This window comes from Mesorhizobium sp. M0998 (genome assembly GCF_040318885.1).
Lineage (GTDB): Bacteria > Pseudomonadota > Alphaproteobacteria > Rhizobiales > Rhizobiaceae > Mesorhizobium.
In genome coordinates, this window is the sequence record NZ_JAMYND010000032.1 from 1 (window position 1) to 14,899 (window position 14,899).

Here is a 14,899-nt window from a genome sequence, read left to right on the forward strand (position 1 = left end):
AAGGGCGCGCGGCAGCGTTCCCTCCCCCTTGTGGGGAGGGTTAGGGTGGGGGTCCATCTTCGTAAGAATCCAAATGCGATTGCCCTGCCCTCGAGGGGGAGGGTTAGGAGCCGCCTCTCAAATCGCCGCGGTAACAATAATCTCGACCAGATATTCCGGTCCGGCAAGTTTCGCTTCGCCGGTGGCGCGGGCCGGCGTGTTGCCTTGCGGCACCCATTTGTCCCACTCCGCGTTCATCTCGGCAAACGTGCTCATGTCGGCCAGCCAGATGATCGCCTGCAGGATCTTGGTCTTGTCGGTGCCGGCCTTGGCCAGCAATTCGTCGATCGCCGCCAGAATGTCCCTGGTCTGGGCACCGACGTTTCCGCCCGGCTTGCCGACCTGACCGGCCAGATAGACGGTGTTGCCGTGGATGACGATCTGGCTCATGCGCGGGCCTACATCGATACGACGAATGCTCATTGGATATTCCTTCTCCTCTTGTCGGGTGCGCCTGTTTAGAGACGCGGTCGGTCTCGGGCAAGGTGGCGCACGAAAGATCGCCACGTCCGGCGCTGCGAATGGTACGATAGAAGACTGGAGGGTTAGACCATGAACGATCGGTTTAAGAAAAAATTGACAGTTGCGAAGGCTGATTTTAACGAAGGCGGACAAGATATGGTTCGTATAAACTTACTCGATCGGCCGCAAGGTATTTCACGTCACGACATCGTAAGAATTGAGGCAAACTCAAGATCTATTACGGCCGTCGTGCTTGGAAACGACACTGTCGGAGAGATCAATATTAATATTGATCTTCGGAATGATCTTGGAGTTACCCTCGGTAAAGGCTATGAATTCACAATTCACAAAGCAAACTGGTGCGGTCGATGGGGCTGGTATGCAAACGCGACAAACCCAGCAGTGCGTCTTCCCGCTCATTTATCAATTTGGTCGTTTGCTCTTGGTGTGATCAGCCTCCTGATATCGGTCCCCTCACTCTGGCTTTGGGCAAAGGCCCTATTCACCTAGATCGCTATCTTGCGGTGCCTGAGCTGCCTTTAGCTCGAAGAAATCATTCCTCTGATTTGAGGTGCAGTCAATTTGACCTGAAGTCGAGTAATTTCCTGGTCTACGAACCTAAAAAACCATACACCTTCATTGTTAGCGGCCTGAATGTGAGCAACATTGTTAAAATTTACAAAAGCCTTCTTCCCGTCTAACGTTTCAACTTCTCGCCACATGAACTGATTCTCCTTCTGATCGACTGAAACTCCACATTGCGCTGGAGCGCGTCAAGCTCAATTGTTTGAGCACGGACAATCTAGTGGCGCGCTTGTCACGCCTTAATTTCAAGCTCATCGGCCGCAATTCCGCCCGATTGGCTTGTTGACTAATGTAATAACATCACATATCGAATCCGCCCCTGCTGCACCGATCATCGCCCCATGGATCGTCACATGAGCCAAACCTGCCTGACCTTCCGCGACCTGACGCTGGGCTACAATAGCCATCCTGCGGTCCACCACCTCAATGGTACGATCCGCAAGGGATCGCTGACGGCGGTCGTCGGCGCCAACGGCTCCGGCAAGTCGACGCTGATGAAGGGCATTGTCGGCGTCCTGAAGCCGATGGCCGGCGCGGTGATCCGGGCGCCCGGCGTACGCGCCGCCTATCTGCCGCAGCAATCGGAACTCGACCGCTCCTTTCCGGCCCGGGTCGTCGACCTGGTTTCGCTTGGTCTGTGGCCGCGGCGTGGCATGCTCGGCCGTTATACGAGGGAAGATCGCGACTCGGTCAGCAAGGCGCTGATGGCCGTCGGCCTAGGCGGTTTCGAGAAGCGCCCGATCGACACATTGTCGGGGGGCCAGCTGCAGCGCACGCTGTTTGCCCGCGTGCTGTTGCAGGATGCCGAGCTCATCCTGCTCGACGAGCCGTTCAACGCCGTCGATGCCAAGACGGTCGGCGACCTGATCGCGCTGATCAAGCGCTGGCACGGCGAGGAACGCACGATCATGGTTGTGGTCCACGATCTCGATCTGGTGCGGCAGAATTTCCCCGAAACACTGCTCCTGGCGCGCCAGCCGATCGCCTGGGGCGAGACCAGGGAGACGCTGCAGCCGGAGAATCTGTTGCGCGCGCGCCGCTTCCACGAAGCCTGGGAGGACAACGCGCCATGGTGTGAGCCCGGCGAGCATGATCACGAGCACAGTGGCCACGAGCACGGCCATAACCACGACCATTATCACGGCTCCGGGCCGAGGGCGGCATGATGGAGGTGCTTTACGGTCTGTTCGTCGCTCCTTTCGCCGACTACGCCTTCATGCAGCGGGCGCTTGCCGGTTCGATGATGCTGTCGCTCGGCGCCTGCCCGGTCGGCGTGTTCCTGATGCTGCGGCGCATGAGCCTGTCCGGCGATGCCATGGCGCATGCCATCCTGCCGGGTGCCGCCGCCGGCTTCCTGTTCTATGGCCTGGAGATCCTGCCGATGACCATCGGCGGACTGATCGCCGGCATCATCGTGGCGCTCGGCGCCGGCGCCGTCTCGCGCTTCACCATCCAGCGCGAGGACGCCTCGATGGCGGCCTTCTATCTGATTTCGCTGGCCATCGGCGTGCTCATGGTGTCGATCCGCGGCTCCAGCGTCGATCTCATGCATGTGCTCTTCGGCACCGTGCTGGCGCTCAACAACGAGGCGCTGACGCTGATCGGCGGCATCGTTGTGGTGACGCTGGTCAGCCTCGCCATCTTCTGGCGGGCGCTGGTCGCCGAATGCCTCGACCCTTTGTTCCTGCGCTCGGTCAGCCGGATGGGCAGCCCGGTGCATTTCATCTTTCTCGGCCTCGTCGTGCTCAACCTCGTCGGCGGCTTCCAGGCGCTCGGCACCTTGCTGTCGGTCGGGCTGATGATGCTGCCGGCAGCGGCGGCCCGCTTCTGGACCTCGCGCGTCGAGCCGATGTGCGTGCTGGCCACAGTAATCGGCTTTGCCTCCTGTATTGCCGGGCTGCTGTTGTCCTACCATGCGTCATTGCCGTCCGGCCCGGCCATCATCCTGTCCGCCGGCGTCGTCTATTTCGCCTCGATCCTGTTCGGCACGCGCGGCATCCTGCGCGCCCGCATCGTCCATCACCGCCACAGAACTGCCTGATCCCAACAAGGAGAAACTGTCCATGCTGAAATCGATCCGCGCCGCTTTGGCCGTGAGCGTTATAACATTAACCGCCTTTGGCGCATCTTCGGCCTTTGCAGAGCCGTTGAAAGTGGTTGCCAGCTTCACGATAATCGCCGATTTCGCCAAAAATGTCGGCGGCGACCGCATCGATCTGACCACCATCGTCGGGCCGGACGGCGACGCCCACGTCTACGAGCCGAGCCCCGCCGATGCGGTGGCGATGGCCAAGGCCGACATCGTGCTGGTCAACGGCCTGCATTTCGAAGGTTTTCTGCAGCGCCTGGTCGACGCCAGCGCCACCAAGGCTTCGATTGCCGTGCTGACCAAGGGGGTCACGCCGATCAATTTCAAACCCGAATTCGCCGAGGCCGATGTCGCCGAAGGCGCGGAAACCGATGGCGGCAAGACGGTCACCGATCCGCATGCCTTCCAGTCGATCACCAATGCCGAGATCTATGTGAAGAACATCGCCGACGCCTTTTGCACGGCCGACGCTGCGGGTTGCGACAGCTACAAGGCCAATGCAGCCGCCTATACGCAAAAGCTCGAGGCGCTCGAGGGCGAAGTGCAGGCGGCGATCCAGTCGATCCCGCAGGAGAAGCGCGTCGTCATCACCTCGCATGACGCCTTCGGCTATTTCGAGCAGGCCTACGGCTTGACGTTCCTGGCCCCGGAAGGCGTGTCGACCGAGTCGGAGCCCTCCGCTGCCGACGTCGCCAAGCTGGTCAGCCAGGTGAAACAGGACAAGGCGGCGGCGATCTTCGTCGAGAACATCACCAACCCGCGGCTGATCGAGCAGATCGCCAGCGAGACCGGCATCAAGGTGGGCGGCACGCTCTATTCCGATGCGTTGTCGCAGCCCGACGGCCCGGCCGCGACCTATATCGATCTGATGCACAACAACATCGCCCAGATCAAAGGCGCGATCCTAGGAAGCTGAGCTGTCTAGTCACTCCATCCGGTCGGGCTGAAATTGCCCGGCCGGATTTCTATCTAATGGCGGTTGCCGACCGGGTCCGGGAGTGGCAAGACTGCCGCTAGCCAGATTGTGAGGACACCGCCATGGAATACCGTCAGATCAGCGAGGACTATTCGGTCTCGGGCCAGATCCAGCCCGAGGATGTCGCGACCATCAAGGCCGCCGGCTTCAAAAGCGTGATCTGCAACCGGCCGGACGATGAGCAGCCCGGCCAGCCATCGGCCGACACCGTCAAGGCGGCGGTCGAGGGCGCCGGGCTCGCCTTCCGCTACATCCCTGTCATCAGCGGCCAGATCACGGCCGAAAATGTCGAGGACCAGGCCGAGGCGCTTGACGAACTCGAAGGCCCGGTCTTCGCCTATTGCCGCTCCGGCGCCCGCTGCACCAATCTCTATGGGCTGATCAAGCAGTCGAAGGGGTGAGAGGCCTCACATTCCGAGCGGAGGAAGTCAAGTTCCGCACTGTGGCGATCCTTCACACCCCCTCCGCCATATCTAACGAAAAGCCGTCTGGGCTAAATCGGCAGCGCGCCGGTTTCCTTCAATGTCTCAAGCACGATCGCCGTCTTCACATGCTGCACCGATTCGTGCGGCAGCAGCACGCCGTTGACGAACTCCGACAATGATTTGAGGTCGGGCGTCACCACTTTCAATATATAATCCATCTCGCCGGTCAGCGCGTGCGCTTCCTGCACTTGCGGCAGCCGCGCCACCAATTCGCCGAAGCGCCGCGCATTGTCGCGGTTGTGGGTGGCGAGCGTCACCGAGATGACATTGACCAGGGAAAAACCGAGCTTGTCGCGGTCGAGCACCGCCCGGTAGCCCTTGATATAGCCGTCCTCCTCCAGCCGCTGGCGACGACGCGAGCATTGCGACGCCGACAGGTTCACCCGTTCCGACAGATCGTTGTTGGTCAGCCGTGCATCGCCCTGCAGCAGAGCCATTACCTTGCGGTCAAACCGGTCGATGCGCGCGTCATCCATGGATTTTTCCAAACATATGCACAATTCACGCATTATCTGATCATTTCAAGCGTTTGAATGCAAGCACCATGCACCGCGTCCGCGTTATCATTGTGTTGAGATGGCTTTTCCCGGCCAACAACAGCTTTGGAGGACACTGCCATGGGTCCCTTCCCGCACGACGCACCGCCCGCCACGATCAGCAAAACCAATCCCGCCGGTACCGACGGCTTCGAGTTCGTCGAATTCGCGCATGCCAAGCCGGAAAAGCTCGCCGAGTTGTTCACCCGCATGGGCTATGTGCCGGTGGCCAAGCACCGCAGCAAGGACATCACCGTCTGGCGGCAGGGCGACATCAACTATGTCGTCAATGCCGAACCCGGCTCGCATGCCATGAAATTCGTCGACAAGCACGGCCCTTGCGCCGCCTCGATGGCGTGGCGGGTGGTCGATGCAAGGCATGCCTTCGATCACGCGGTGGCCAAGGGCGCGACGCCCTATGAAGGCAACGACAAGACGCTCGATGTGCCGGCGATCGTCGGTATCGGCGGGTCTCTGCTCTATTTCATCGAAACCTACGGCGAGAAGGGCTCGGCCTATGATGCCGAGTTCGACTGGCTGGGCGAGCGTGACCCGAAGCCGGAAGGCGTCGGCTTCTATTACCTCGACCACCTCACCCACAATGTCTATCGCGGCCAGATGGACAAATGGTGGGATTTCTATCGCGACCTGTTCGGCTTCAAACAGATCCATTTCTTCGACATCGACGGCAAGATCACCGGCCTGGTCAGCCGCGCCATCACCTCGCCCTGCGGCAAGATCCGCATTCCGCTCAACGAGTCCAAGGACGAGACCAGCCAGATCGCCGAATATCTGAAGAAGTATAATGGCGAGGGCATCCAGCACATCGCCGTCGGCACCGACGACATCTACGGCGGCACCGACAGGCTCGCCGCCAACGGCCTGAAGTTCATGCCGGGCCCGCCGGAGACCTATTACGACATGTCTTATGCCCGCGTGAACGGCCATGAAGAGCCGATCGAGCGCATGAAGAAGCACGGTATCCTGATCGACGGCGAAGGCGTCGTCGACGGCGGCACGACCAAGATCCTGCTGCAGATCTTTTCCAGGACAGTGATCGGCCCGATCTTCTTCGAGTTCATCCAGAGGAAGGGCGACGAAGGCTTTGGCGAGGGCAATTTCCGCGCCTTGTTCGAATCGATCGAGCAGGACCAGATCAAGCGCGGCGTGCTGAAGGTGGACGGCAAGGCAGCGTAGCCAACTCGGCCGAGGTGCCTTGTGGTTTGATCAATTATGACCTAAATTCTGGTCATAAGAGGTCTGACCATGAATGTTTCAATTGCCGAAGCCAAGGCCAAATTGTCGGAACTCGTCAGCCGCGCGGAAGCCGGCGAGGAGATCGTGCTCACACGCCACGGCAAGGCGGCGGCGCGTATCGTACCTCCGGCAGTGGCCGAACCCCTGCCGCGTATAGGCGCGTTGAAGGGCAAGATCTGGATTGCGGACGATTTTGATGAACTCGGTCCCGAGTGGGATGAGTACGTGAAATGACGGTCGGCCCGTTTCTCGCCGACACACACATCATCCTCTGGTCGATTTCGGACGATCGACGTCTTAGCGAGCACCACCGCGTCATTCTGGCTTCGGAAGCGGTGGTGTTCGCGAGCGCGGCAAGCGTCTGGGAAATTGCCATCAAACGTTCGATCAGAAAACTTAATGCGCCGGACGATCTGCCAGCGCTGCTTCCAAGGATGCAATTTCAGCCGCTCGCCGTAACCTTCCAGCACGCGAACGCCGTCGGCGGCCTACCCCACCACCATGGTGATCCGTTCGACAGACTTCTGATTGCGCAGGCGCAAGTGGAGAACCTCACCATCCTGACATCCGACCCGCATTTCGCTCGTTACGATGTGGCTTTGGCATGATTATCCAAGCAGTTGGTCTCGCAAGCCCAGCCGCTCAACCTCCGCTTTCCTGAGTTTCAGATCATAGCCGAGCAAGAACTCGTCGAGTTGCGGCGGTTTCACCGAGGTGCCGGATAGCATCGCGTGCACCTGGCCGCGATGATGGATGTCGTGGATGAAGAGATGGGCGAGCAGGTCACCGATCCGTTCCGGTATCATGCCGTCCTCGCGCCGGTCGGTGAGAACGCGGCGCTCGAGATCGTCCGCCGACAGGCGGCCGCAAAAGGCGATCAGCCGCCGATCGGCCTCCGCCTGTGCAACAAAAAGCGCCTTGGCATCATTGAACGGCACAAAATCGTCATGGGCGGCGGCGCCGACGCCGCCCTCTTCGAGAAAATCGAGATAGAGGTGATCGACCGCCAGGATGTGGTTCAGCGTTGCCTTGATCGACGGAAAGAAGCTCGTCCGTTCGGCTTCGAATTCGCCGGGCTCAAGCTGCAGCACGGCGCGGTAGAGCCGGTCGTTGGACCACAGATTGTTGGCTGCCATGCGCCGGAAATGGTTCAGCAGGTCCATGACTTCACGGCGCGACCCGGAATAGCGACACACCCGCCCATAGAAGCGCAAACCCAGCCAAAACAATCAGCAGCAGCCCGATCATGTGCCGCCGCATGGCTTGCGTTTCCTGGTCCAGCGCGACATTCGTGTTGGTGACGGTGTGAAACATCATCGCCTTGCGCGGAAAGCCGCTGCGGTTGGTCAGGCCTGGCGAGCGCGCCTCGATGCGATAGCTCAGGCGGATCGCCAGGATGAAGATCGCCAGCATGACAAGGGCCCAGACACCGCACAGCAGATAGAATGTCTCGCCCGTCATTCTCTTGCCCCCTCGTACTTCTCGACCCTCTGCTCGATGGCGCCGAAGATCGAATGCCCACCCCTGTCCTTCATCTCGATGCGCACGCTATCGCCAAAGCGCAGGAACGGCGTTTTCGGTTCGCCGGTTTCGATGGTCTCGATCATACGCAGCTCGGCGACGCAGGAATAGCCGGCGCCGCCCGCCGAGACAGGCTTGCCCGGCCCGCCGTCGAGCTTGTTGGAGACGGTGCCCGAACCGACGATGGTGCCGGTGGCCAGCGGCCGCGTTTTTGCGGCGTGAACAATCAGCGCCGGAAAGTCGAAGGTCATGTCGATGCCGGCGTTCGCCCGGCCGAACGGCTTGCCGTTGAGATCGACCAGCAGCGGCAGGCTGACCTTGCCGCCGTCCCAGGCATCGCCCAGCTCGTCCGGCGTCACCGCAACCGGCGAAAAGGCAGATGACGGTTTCGACTGGTAGAAGCCGAACCCCTTGGCGAGCTCGGGTCCGGTCAGGCCGCGCAGCGTTACATCGTTGACCAGCATGACCAGCCGGATCGCCGCCCGCGCCTCATCGAGGCTTGCGCCCATCGGCACATCGTCGACGATGACGGCGACCTCTCCTTCCATGTCGATGCCAAGGGTGTCGTCGACCATGCGGATCGGGTCGCGCGGTGCGAGGAAAGCGTCCGAGCCGCCCTGGTAGATCAGCGGATCGGTCCAGAAGCTTGCCGGCATCTCGGCACCGCGCGCCTTTCGCACCAGCTCGACATGGTTCACATAGGCCGAGCCGTCGGCCCATTGGTAGGCGCGCGGCAGCGGCGAATGGGCGTCGTGCTCGTGAAAGCGCGCGGACGGTACCGCATTGTTTTCCAACGATTCCGCCATGGCAGCGAGATGCGGGGCGATGCGATGCCAGTCGTCGAGCGCGGCCTGCAGCGTGCGCACCAGGAACGAAGCATCGGTAAACCGCGTCAGGTCGCGCGAGACGACGACGAGCTTTCCATCGCGCGTCCCGTCCTTCAATGTGGCAAGCTTCATGCGGTTTCCTCTCCTGGCGCAGCTTTGGCGCTGCTTAATTCCACAACAAGGCCGTCGCGGGCGATCGTCAAGTCGCCGGCCCATGTTTTCCTGACGGCGGCAATCCAGTCGGCCTCGCCGATCTCGGGATCGTCGGCGGGAATGAGGTGGTTGAGGACCAGTCTTTTGACGCCTGCCTCGCTGGCGATGCGGCCCGCTTCCTCGGCAAAGCTGTGGCTGGCAAGCAGGTGTTCCCTCAGCCTTGCGCCGTTGCCGGTCTTCGCGACCAGCCGCTCGATACCCTTTTCCAGCATGGCCTCGTGGACCAGGACGTCGGCGCCCTCGGCGAAATCCGCCAATGGCGGAAAGAACGCCGTATCCGACGAAAAGACGATGCCTTGCCCCGCATGATCGAAGCGCAGCGCAAAGCAATCCGTCACCGGCGGGTGGTCGACACGCAGCGCCGATATTTTGAGACCGCGCTCTTCCGCCACCTGGCCTTCACCAAACTCGACGATCGAAACCAGGTCGCGGATATCCGGCCTGCCTTCATCGGCGATGCGGATCTCGATGTCGAACTCCATCGCCTGGCAAAAGCGCTGCCAATAGTAGCCGGTGCCGGGCGGGCCGAACACGGCGACCTTTGTTGCCAGGCCGGCGGTCCAGGCGGTGTGGATGAGAGGTCCGAGTTCCACCACATGGTCGGAATGCAAATGCGTGATGAAGATGAGGTCGAGCGCCTTCAGGCTGACACGGGCATCGGTCAGCCCGCGCGTTACGCCCAGCCCGCAATCGACGACGAGGGTGCGGCCGCCAATCTCAAGCAGTGACGAACTCGGCCACGGCCCGCCCGGCCGCAGCGCCGGGCCACCCTTCGAACCCAGAAGCACCAGACGATCCATCATGCGACGGCGCTCAAGACCAGTCGCCCTCTGGCGTGCCGTTGAAGCGCTTCTTCAGGTCGGCCCAGCAGTCGATGTAATTGTCCTGCCGGGTTTCGAGCTCGGCGCCATAGCGGGTCACCATCTGCGGAAAGCGTGTCTCGAACATGAAGGCCATGGTGTTGTCGAGCTTGACCGGTTTTAGCTCCGCGCGCGAGGCCTTTTCGAAGCCAGACGCATCGGGTCCGTGAGCCAGCATCATGTTGTGTAGGCTGATGCCGCCGGGCACGAAGCCCTCTTCCTTGGCATCGTACTGACCATGTATGAGGCCCATGAACTCGCTCATGATGTTGCGGTGATACCAGGGCGGGCGGAAAGTGTTTTCCGCCACAAGCCAGCGCGGCGGGAAGATGACGAAATCGATATTGGCGGTGCCTTCCTCGCCGCTCGGCGCGGTCAGCACGGTGAAGATCGACGGATCGGGGTGGTCGAACAGGATTGCGCCGACCGGCGAAAAGGTCGCAAGATCATATTTGTAGGGCGAATAATTGCCGTGCCACGCCACCACATCCAGCGGCGAATGGTCGATTTCGGTGACATGGAACTGGCCACACCATTTCGCGATCAGCCGACAGGGCGTGTCCTTGTCCTCGAACCAGGCGCAGGGCGTCTTGAAATCGCGCGGATTGGCCAAGCAATTGGCGCCGATCGGACCGCGATCCGGCAGCGTCAGCTTGGCGCCGTAATTCTCGCAGACATAGCCGCGCACTTGCGGATCGACCAGTTCGACCTTGAACACCAGGCCGCGTGGCAGCACGGCAATCTCGCCCGGCCTGAGTTCGATAACACCCATCTCGGTGACGAAGCGCAAGGCTCCAACCTGGGGCACGACCAGCAACTCGCCGTCGGCGTTGAAGAAATGATCGTCGACCATCGAGCGATTGGCGACATAGACGTGTGCCGCCATGCCGGTCTGGCCGAGCACGTCGCCGGCGGTGGTGATCGAGCGCATGCCGGCGATGAAATCGGTCGGTTCCTTCGGCATCGGCACGGGGCTCCAGCGATACTGGCCGAGTGCGAGCTGATGGTCGCCGACGTTCGGCGCGCTTTTCCAAAGCGGATAATTCGCCGCTTTGAAGCGACCGGTGTGCCTGACGCTCGGCCTTATCCGATAAAGCCAGGAGCGCTCATTGGTGCCGCGCGGCGCGGTGAAAGGAGAGCCCGAAAGCTGCTCGGCATAGAGGCCGTAGGCCGGCCGCTGCGGCGAGTTTCGCCCTTGCGGCAGCGAGCCCGGCAGAGTCTCGGTCTCGAAGTCGTTGCCGAAACCCGGCATGTAGGAATAGGCCATGGAATCCTCCCGAATTCATGGTCTCGGAGCATCGTTTGCGCATCCGCAAAGATGCTCCGAGTTGACCATACCGGTTTCATTTGTAACCATTGAAAATGTAACCATCAACGGTGATTTCGGCATGAGGCGCCAGCATGCCCAGTCAGGGCCAACCATGGAAATTCTCGAGCTGGAATCCTTCCTGCCTTACCGGCTCTATCGGCTTGCCGATGCCGTCAGCCGCGAATTCTCAAGGATATACAAGGACCGCCACGGCCTGACCCGGCCCGAATGGCGCACGCTTGCGGGACTTGGACAGCACGGCACGATGACGGCGACGGCGCTCGGCGAGCAATCGGCCATGCACAAGACCAAGGTTTCGCGCGCGGTCGCCGAACTCGAGCGGCGCCGCTGGCTGACCCGCACGCCAGACGAGAAAGACCGTCGCGTCGAGCATCTGACGCTGACCAAAGCGGGGCTTGCCGCCTATCGCGAAATGGTGCCGCTGGCGAAGGAGTTCGAGCGCGAGCTGCTGGAGAGGCTTGGTGCGGAAGAGCGGGCGGCGATTGTCAGTGGGGTAGCGGCGCTGGAGGCAAAACTCACAGTGGGTTGAAATCCTCCATGGGTTTGACCGTCGTAGAAATCAGATCGCTATTGCGGCAGGTAACGCTCCTAGACCGTAGTAGGCGCGTTCGGCTACAATGAAGCCTCTGACACGGCTTCGAAATGCTATCGGATCATCGATGTAGCCCAAGAGAAGCTGCGCCTGCGAAGCCGCATGTCTCTGAGCGCTTTCAAACAGCCGCCTTGCCGTTTCAAAATCACCAGCCAAACCGGCCGCCACCCCGGCGTGGAAGGCCGCCCACTCGCCGTAGGCGCCCGGCTGCAATTCATTCACGAGGATTGTCGCTGTCGCCTGCACGGAAGGGAACATTGATCGGTGAACCCGATCGATTTCGACGGCCTTCTTGGCCATTTGATCAACCGCGAGCAGAAACTGTGCCGGGCTCTCGAACGGAACGAACTGTCCAATGCGCTGAGGACGATCGAAGGTAACTGTTTCAGGGAGCGAACCCCAGAGCCAGTGGACTGCTACGTTAAGGTAAGTGCCTTTGGACCAAGAGCTGGGCTGGAACTCGACTACACTTAGCCAGAAGCCGCGATCGGCGATCCAGATTCGAGACTTCCCTTTGCGTTGAAATCCGGCGGGCTTCAGTCCGATCTTTGCCCGCGAGGCAATGATGCGACCGTGCTCACTATCCGCCATCTTGCACCGCTATATGCCTCACCAATCCATCACCACCTTGCCGGAATTGCCGCTCTTCATCGCTTCGAAGCCGGAAATATAGTCGTCGATGCCGATGCGGTGGGTGATCAGGCCGCTGACGTCGAGAGGACCCTGCACCAGCGCGATCATCTTGTACCAGGTCTCGAACATCTCGCGGCCGTAGATGCCTTTCAGATGCAGCATCTTGAAGATGACCTTGTTCCAGTCGATCTCGAAGCCGGTCGGCGCGATGCCGAGAATGGCGATCTTGCCGCCATTGTTCATGGTGTCGATCATGTCGCGGAAGGCAGGTGCGGCGCCCGACATTTCAAGGCCGACGTCAAAACCCTCGGTCATGCCGAGCGCCGGCATCACGTCGCGCAGCTTTTCCTTCGACGCATCGACGACATGCTGGACGCCGAGCTTTTTCGCCAGTGCCAGGCGCACCGGGTTGATGTCGGTGATGACCACTTTTCGCGCGCCAACGCACTGCGCCACCAGTGCACCCATGATGCCGATCGGCCCGGCGCCGGTGACCAGCACGTCCTCGCCGACGAGATCAAAGGACAATGCGGTGTGAACCGCATTGCCCAAAGGATCGAAGATTGCCGCGATCTCGTCCGGCACATCGTCGGGGATGGGCACGACATTGTGCTGCGGGATCGCAAGGTATTCGCCAAAGGCGCCCGGCCGGTTGACGCCGACGCCGAGCGTGTTGCGGCACAGATGCCCCCTGCCCGCCCGGCAGTTGCGGCAATGGCCGCAGACGATATGGCCTTCTCCGGAAACCCGCTGGCCGAGTTTGTACTCGGTCACCGCCGTGCCGAAATCGGCGACGGTGCCGACAAACTCGTGACCGGTTACCATCGGCACCGGCACGGTCTTTTGCGCCCACTTGTCCCAATTGTAGATGTGTACGTCGGTGCCGCAGATCGCCGTCTTCCTGATCTTGATCAGCACGTCGTTCGGACCGATTTCCGGCACCGGCACTTCTTCCATCCAGATGCCCGGCTCGGCCTTGGCCTTGACCAGCGCCTTCATCATGTTCGACATTCTTTTGTCCCCAGAACCTTAGTCGCTTGAATCTCTTGATCCGGCCGCTCAGGAAATCACGCCGAGTTCGCGACCGACTGCGGCGAACGCCTCAACCGCGCGTTCGATGTCGGCGCCGGAATGGGCGGCCGACATCTGCGTGCGGATGCGCGCCTGGCCCTTCGGCACCACCGGGAACGAGAAGCCGATGACATAGATGCCGCGCTTCAGCATCCGCGCCGCCACTTCCTGCGCCAGCGTCGCGTCGCCCAGCATCACCGGGATGATCGGATGGTCGGCGCCGGCCAGAGTAAAACCGAGCTTGCCCATCTCGGAGCGAAACCGCGCCGCATTGGCATATAGGCGCTGGCGCAACGCATCGCCATTGCGGATCATCTCGAAAACCCGGATCGAAGCGCCAGCGATCGCCGGCATCAGCGTGTTGGAAAACAGATAGGGGCGCGAGCGCTGGCGCAGCCAGTCGACCACCTGCTTCCTGCCCGACGTGTAGCCGCCGGACGCGCCACCCAATGCCTTGCCCAGCGTACCGGTGATGATGTCCACCCTGCCCTCGACGCCGCAATGTTCGGCCGAGCCACGGCCGTTCCTGCCGACGAAGCCAACAGCATGGCTGTCGTCGACCATGACCATCGCATTGTATTTGTCGGCGAGGTCGCAGATGCCCTTCAGATTGGCGATGATGCCATCCATAGAGAACACGCCGTCGGTGGCGATCAGCCGGAACCGACAGTCGCGCGCCTCTTTCAACCGCGCTTCGAGATCGGCCATGTCGTTGTTGGCGTAGCGGAAGCGCTTTGCCTTCGACAGCCGTACCCCGTCGATGATCGAGGCGTGGTTCAGCGCATCGGAGATGACCGCATCCTCCTCGCCGAGCAGCGTCTCGAACAGGCCGCCATTGGCGTCGAAGCAGGAGCCGTAGAGGATGGTGTCCTCCATGCCGAGGAAGTCAGAAATGGTCGCCTCGAGCTGCTTGTGTTCTTCCTGCGTGCCGCAGATGAAGCGCACCGATGCCATGCCGTAGCCGTACCGGTCGAGCGCCTGCTTGGCCGCCTCGCGCAGTTCGGCGCTGTCGGCGAGGCCGAGATAATTGTTGGCGCAGAAATTCAGCACCTTCTCGCCGCCGACCTCGATCTCGGCCGATTGGGTCGAGGTTATCACCCGTTCGGATTTGTAAAGGCCGGCCGATTTCAGTCCTTCAAGCTCGCTGTTGATGTGGGAAAGGAATGCTTCGGTCATGATCAGGCCCTGTTGAGATCGATGAGGACTGTCGCGCCGCGCGGACGAAAAATCCATCGCAAAAGCGACCGCTTCGGTGGCGGCAATGGCACGGCAGAGGCCACGATGTTCAAATGCGGAGGTGCCGCGAAAGATTGCAATAACCACTTTGCGGGTTTCTCGCCACGGTCGCCGCCGCCGGCCTGCTGCCGTCCCAAACCTGTTAACACTTTGAAGCCAAAGGTTGTCGCACAAGAATTCGTTGGCG

19 protein-coding genes are annotated in these 14,899 nt (G+C 61.1%); 9 read left to right on the plus strand and 10 right to left on the minus strand.

The genetic code is table 11. The annotated features are described in order from the left end of the window. Positions 1 to 117: 117 nt before the first annotated feature. Positions 118 to 462 (minus strand): RidA family protein, encoded by a 345-nt coding sequence (locus NKH59_RS25075; RefSeq protein ID WP_023674415.1) that lies wholly within the window; start codon positions 460 to 462, stop codon positions 118 to 120. 129 nt (positions 463 to 591) lie between these two features. Here NKH59_RS25075 and NKH59_RS25080 point away from each other — a divergent pair, with 129 nt between their 5' ends. The 5 genes from NKH59_RS25080 (at position 592) to NKH59_RS25100 (ending at position 4,552) form a co-directional block, all read left to right on the plus strand. Further along, positions 592 to 1,011, plus strand: a complete 420-nt coding sequence (locus NKH59_RS25080) for a hypothetical protein (protein ID WP_353023410.1) — start codon at positions 592 to 594, stop codon at positions 1,009 to 1,011. Positions 1,012 to 1,439: 428 nt separating this feature from the next. Then, a complete protein-coding gene (gene aztA, locus NKH59_RS25085) occupies positions 1,440 to 2,252 on the plus strand; it encodes a zinc ABC transporter ATP-binding protein AztA (RefSeq protein WP_353023412.1) in 813 nt (270 codons plus the stop codon). Further along, positions 2,252 to 3,127 (plus strand): zinc ABC transporter permease AztB, encoded by an 876-nt coding sequence (aztB, locus tag NKH59_RS25090; protein WP_352457155.1) that lies wholly within the window; start codon positions 2,252 to 2,254, stop codon positions 3,125 to 3,127. The genes aztA and aztB overlap by 1 nt, the downstream gene beginning before the upstream one ends. A gap of 22 nt (positions 3,128 to 3,149) precedes the next feature. Further along, positions 3,150 to 4,091: a zinc ABC transporter substrate-binding protein AztC gene (gene aztC / locus NKH59_RS25095; RefSeq protein WP_352747067.1), complete on the plus strand. Its 942-nt coding sequence runs from the start codon at positions 3,150 to 3,152 to the stop codon at positions 4,089 to 4,091. A 122-nt stretch (positions 4,092 to 4,213) separates the two neighbouring features. Beyond that, entirely contained in the window at positions 4,214 to 4,552 is a 339-nt protein-coding gene (locus NKH59_RS25100; protein WP_353023414.1) for a protein tyrosine phosphatase family protein, read from the plus strand. A gap of 92 nt (positions 4,553 to 4,644) precedes the next feature. On the opposite strand, the gene NKH59_RS25105 is transcribed toward NKH59_RS25100, so the two are convergent. Next, positions 4,645 to 5,112, minus strand: coding sequence for an Lrp/AsnC family transcriptional regulator (locus tag NKH59_RS25105; protein ID WP_352501458.1), 468 nt, complete (start codon positions 5,110 to 5,112; stop codon positions 4,645 to 4,647). Positions 5,113 to 5,253: 141 nt separating this feature from the next. Between NKH59_RS25105 and hppD the strand changes: the two genes are divergently transcribed. From hppD to NKH59_RS25120, 3 genes are all read left to right on the plus strand, one after another. Continuing rightward, a complete protein-coding gene (gene hppD / locus NKH59_RS25110; protein WP_352542358.1) occupies positions 5,254 to 6,369 on the plus strand; it encodes a 4-hydroxyphenylpyruvate dioxygenase in 1,116 nt (371 codons plus the stop codon). Between the two features lie 69 nt (positions 6,370 to 6,438). Further along, complete coding sequence (locus NKH59_RS25115) at positions 6,439 to 6,663, plus strand: type II toxin-antitoxin system Phd/YefM family antitoxin (RefSeq protein ID WP_352473643.1); 225 nt, start codon at positions 6,439 to 6,441, stop codon at positions 6,661 to 6,663. Further along, a complete protein-coding gene (locus NKH59_RS25120) occupies positions 6,660 to 7,037 on the plus strand; it encodes a type II toxin-antitoxin system VapC family toxin (protein ID WP_352542356.1) in 378 nt (125 codons plus the stop codon). Before NKH59_RS25115 ends, NKH59_RS25120 begins: the two co-directional genes overlap by 4 nt. Here NKH59_RS25120 and NKH59_RS25125 read toward each other — a convergent pair whose 3' ends face one another. The 5 genes from NKH59_RS25125 to hmgA are packed head-to-tail and all read right to left on the minus strand — an operon-like array spanning position 7,038 to position 11,117. After that, entirely contained in the window at positions 7,038 to 7,592 is a 555-nt protein-coding gene (locus NKH59_RS25125) for a DinB family protein (RefSeq protein ID WP_352542355.1), read from the minus strand. Between the two features lie 4 nt (positions 7,593 to 7,596). Then, positions 7,597 to 7,890, minus strand: coding sequence for a hypothetical protein (locus NKH59_RS25130; RefSeq protein WP_352617748.1), 294 nt, complete (start codon positions 7,888 to 7,890; stop codon positions 7,597 to 7,599). Then, a complete protein-coding gene (locus NKH59_RS25135) occupies positions 7,887 to 8,909 on the minus strand; it encodes a fumarylacetoacetate hydrolase family protein (RefSeq protein WP_352682140.1) in 1,023 nt (340 codons plus the stop codon). Before NKH59_RS25135 ends, NKH59_RS25130 begins: the two co-directional genes overlap by 4 nt. Further along, positions 8,906 to 9,793 (minus strand): MBL fold metallo-hydrolase, encoded by an 888-nt coding sequence (locus tag NKH59_RS25140; RefSeq protein ID WP_353013449.1) that lies wholly within the window; start codon positions 9,791 to 9,793, stop codon positions 8,906 to 8,908. The genes NKH59_RS25135 and NKH59_RS25140 overlap by 4 nt, the downstream gene beginning before the upstream one ends. A gap of 10 nt (positions 9,794 to 9,803) precedes the next feature. Next, positions 9,804 to 11,117 (minus strand): homogentisate 1,2-dioxygenase, encoded by a 1,314-nt coding sequence (gene hmgA / locus NKH59_RS25145; RefSeq protein ID WP_353013447.1) that lies wholly within the window; start codon positions 11,115 to 11,117, stop codon positions 9,804 to 9,806. Between the two features lie 154 nt (positions 11,118 to 11,271). Between hmgA and NKH59_RS25150 the strand changes: the two genes are divergently transcribed. Then, on the plus strand, positions 11,272 to 11,709 hold the full coding sequence (locus NKH59_RS25150) for a MarR family winged helix-turn-helix transcriptional regulator (RefSeq protein WP_352473669.1): 438 nt from the start codon (positions 11,272 to 11,274) through the stop codon (positions 11,707 to 11,709). Positions 11,710 to 11,739: 30 nt separating this feature from the next. Here the strand turns inward: NKH59_RS25150 and NKH59_RS25155 are convergent, their stop codons facing one another. Genes NKH59_RS25155 through NKH59_RS25165 form a run of 3 tightly spaced genes read right to left on the minus strand, consistent with a single transcriptional unit; the run spans position 11,740 to position 14,652 of the window. Next, positions 11,740 to 12,363 (minus strand): DUF4304 domain-containing protein, encoded by a 624-nt coding sequence (locus NKH59_RS25155; RefSeq protein WP_353023417.1) that lies wholly within the window; start codon positions 12,361 to 12,363, stop codon positions 11,740 to 11,742. Positions 12,364 to 12,381: 18 nt separating this feature from the next. After that, positions 12,382 to 13,416, minus strand: a complete 1,035-nt coding sequence (gene tdh / locus NKH59_RS25160) for an L-threonine 3-dehydrogenase (protein ID WP_352473633.1) — start codon at positions 13,414 to 13,416, stop codon at positions 12,382 to 12,384. Positions 13,417 to 13,464: 48 nt separating this feature from the next. Beyond that, complete coding sequence (locus tag NKH59_RS25165) at positions 13,465 to 14,652, minus strand: glycine C-acetyltransferase (protein WP_353023419.1); 1,188 nt, start codon at positions 14,650 to 14,652, stop codon at positions 13,465 to 13,467. Positions 14,653 to 14,899: the final 247 nt, after the last annotated feature.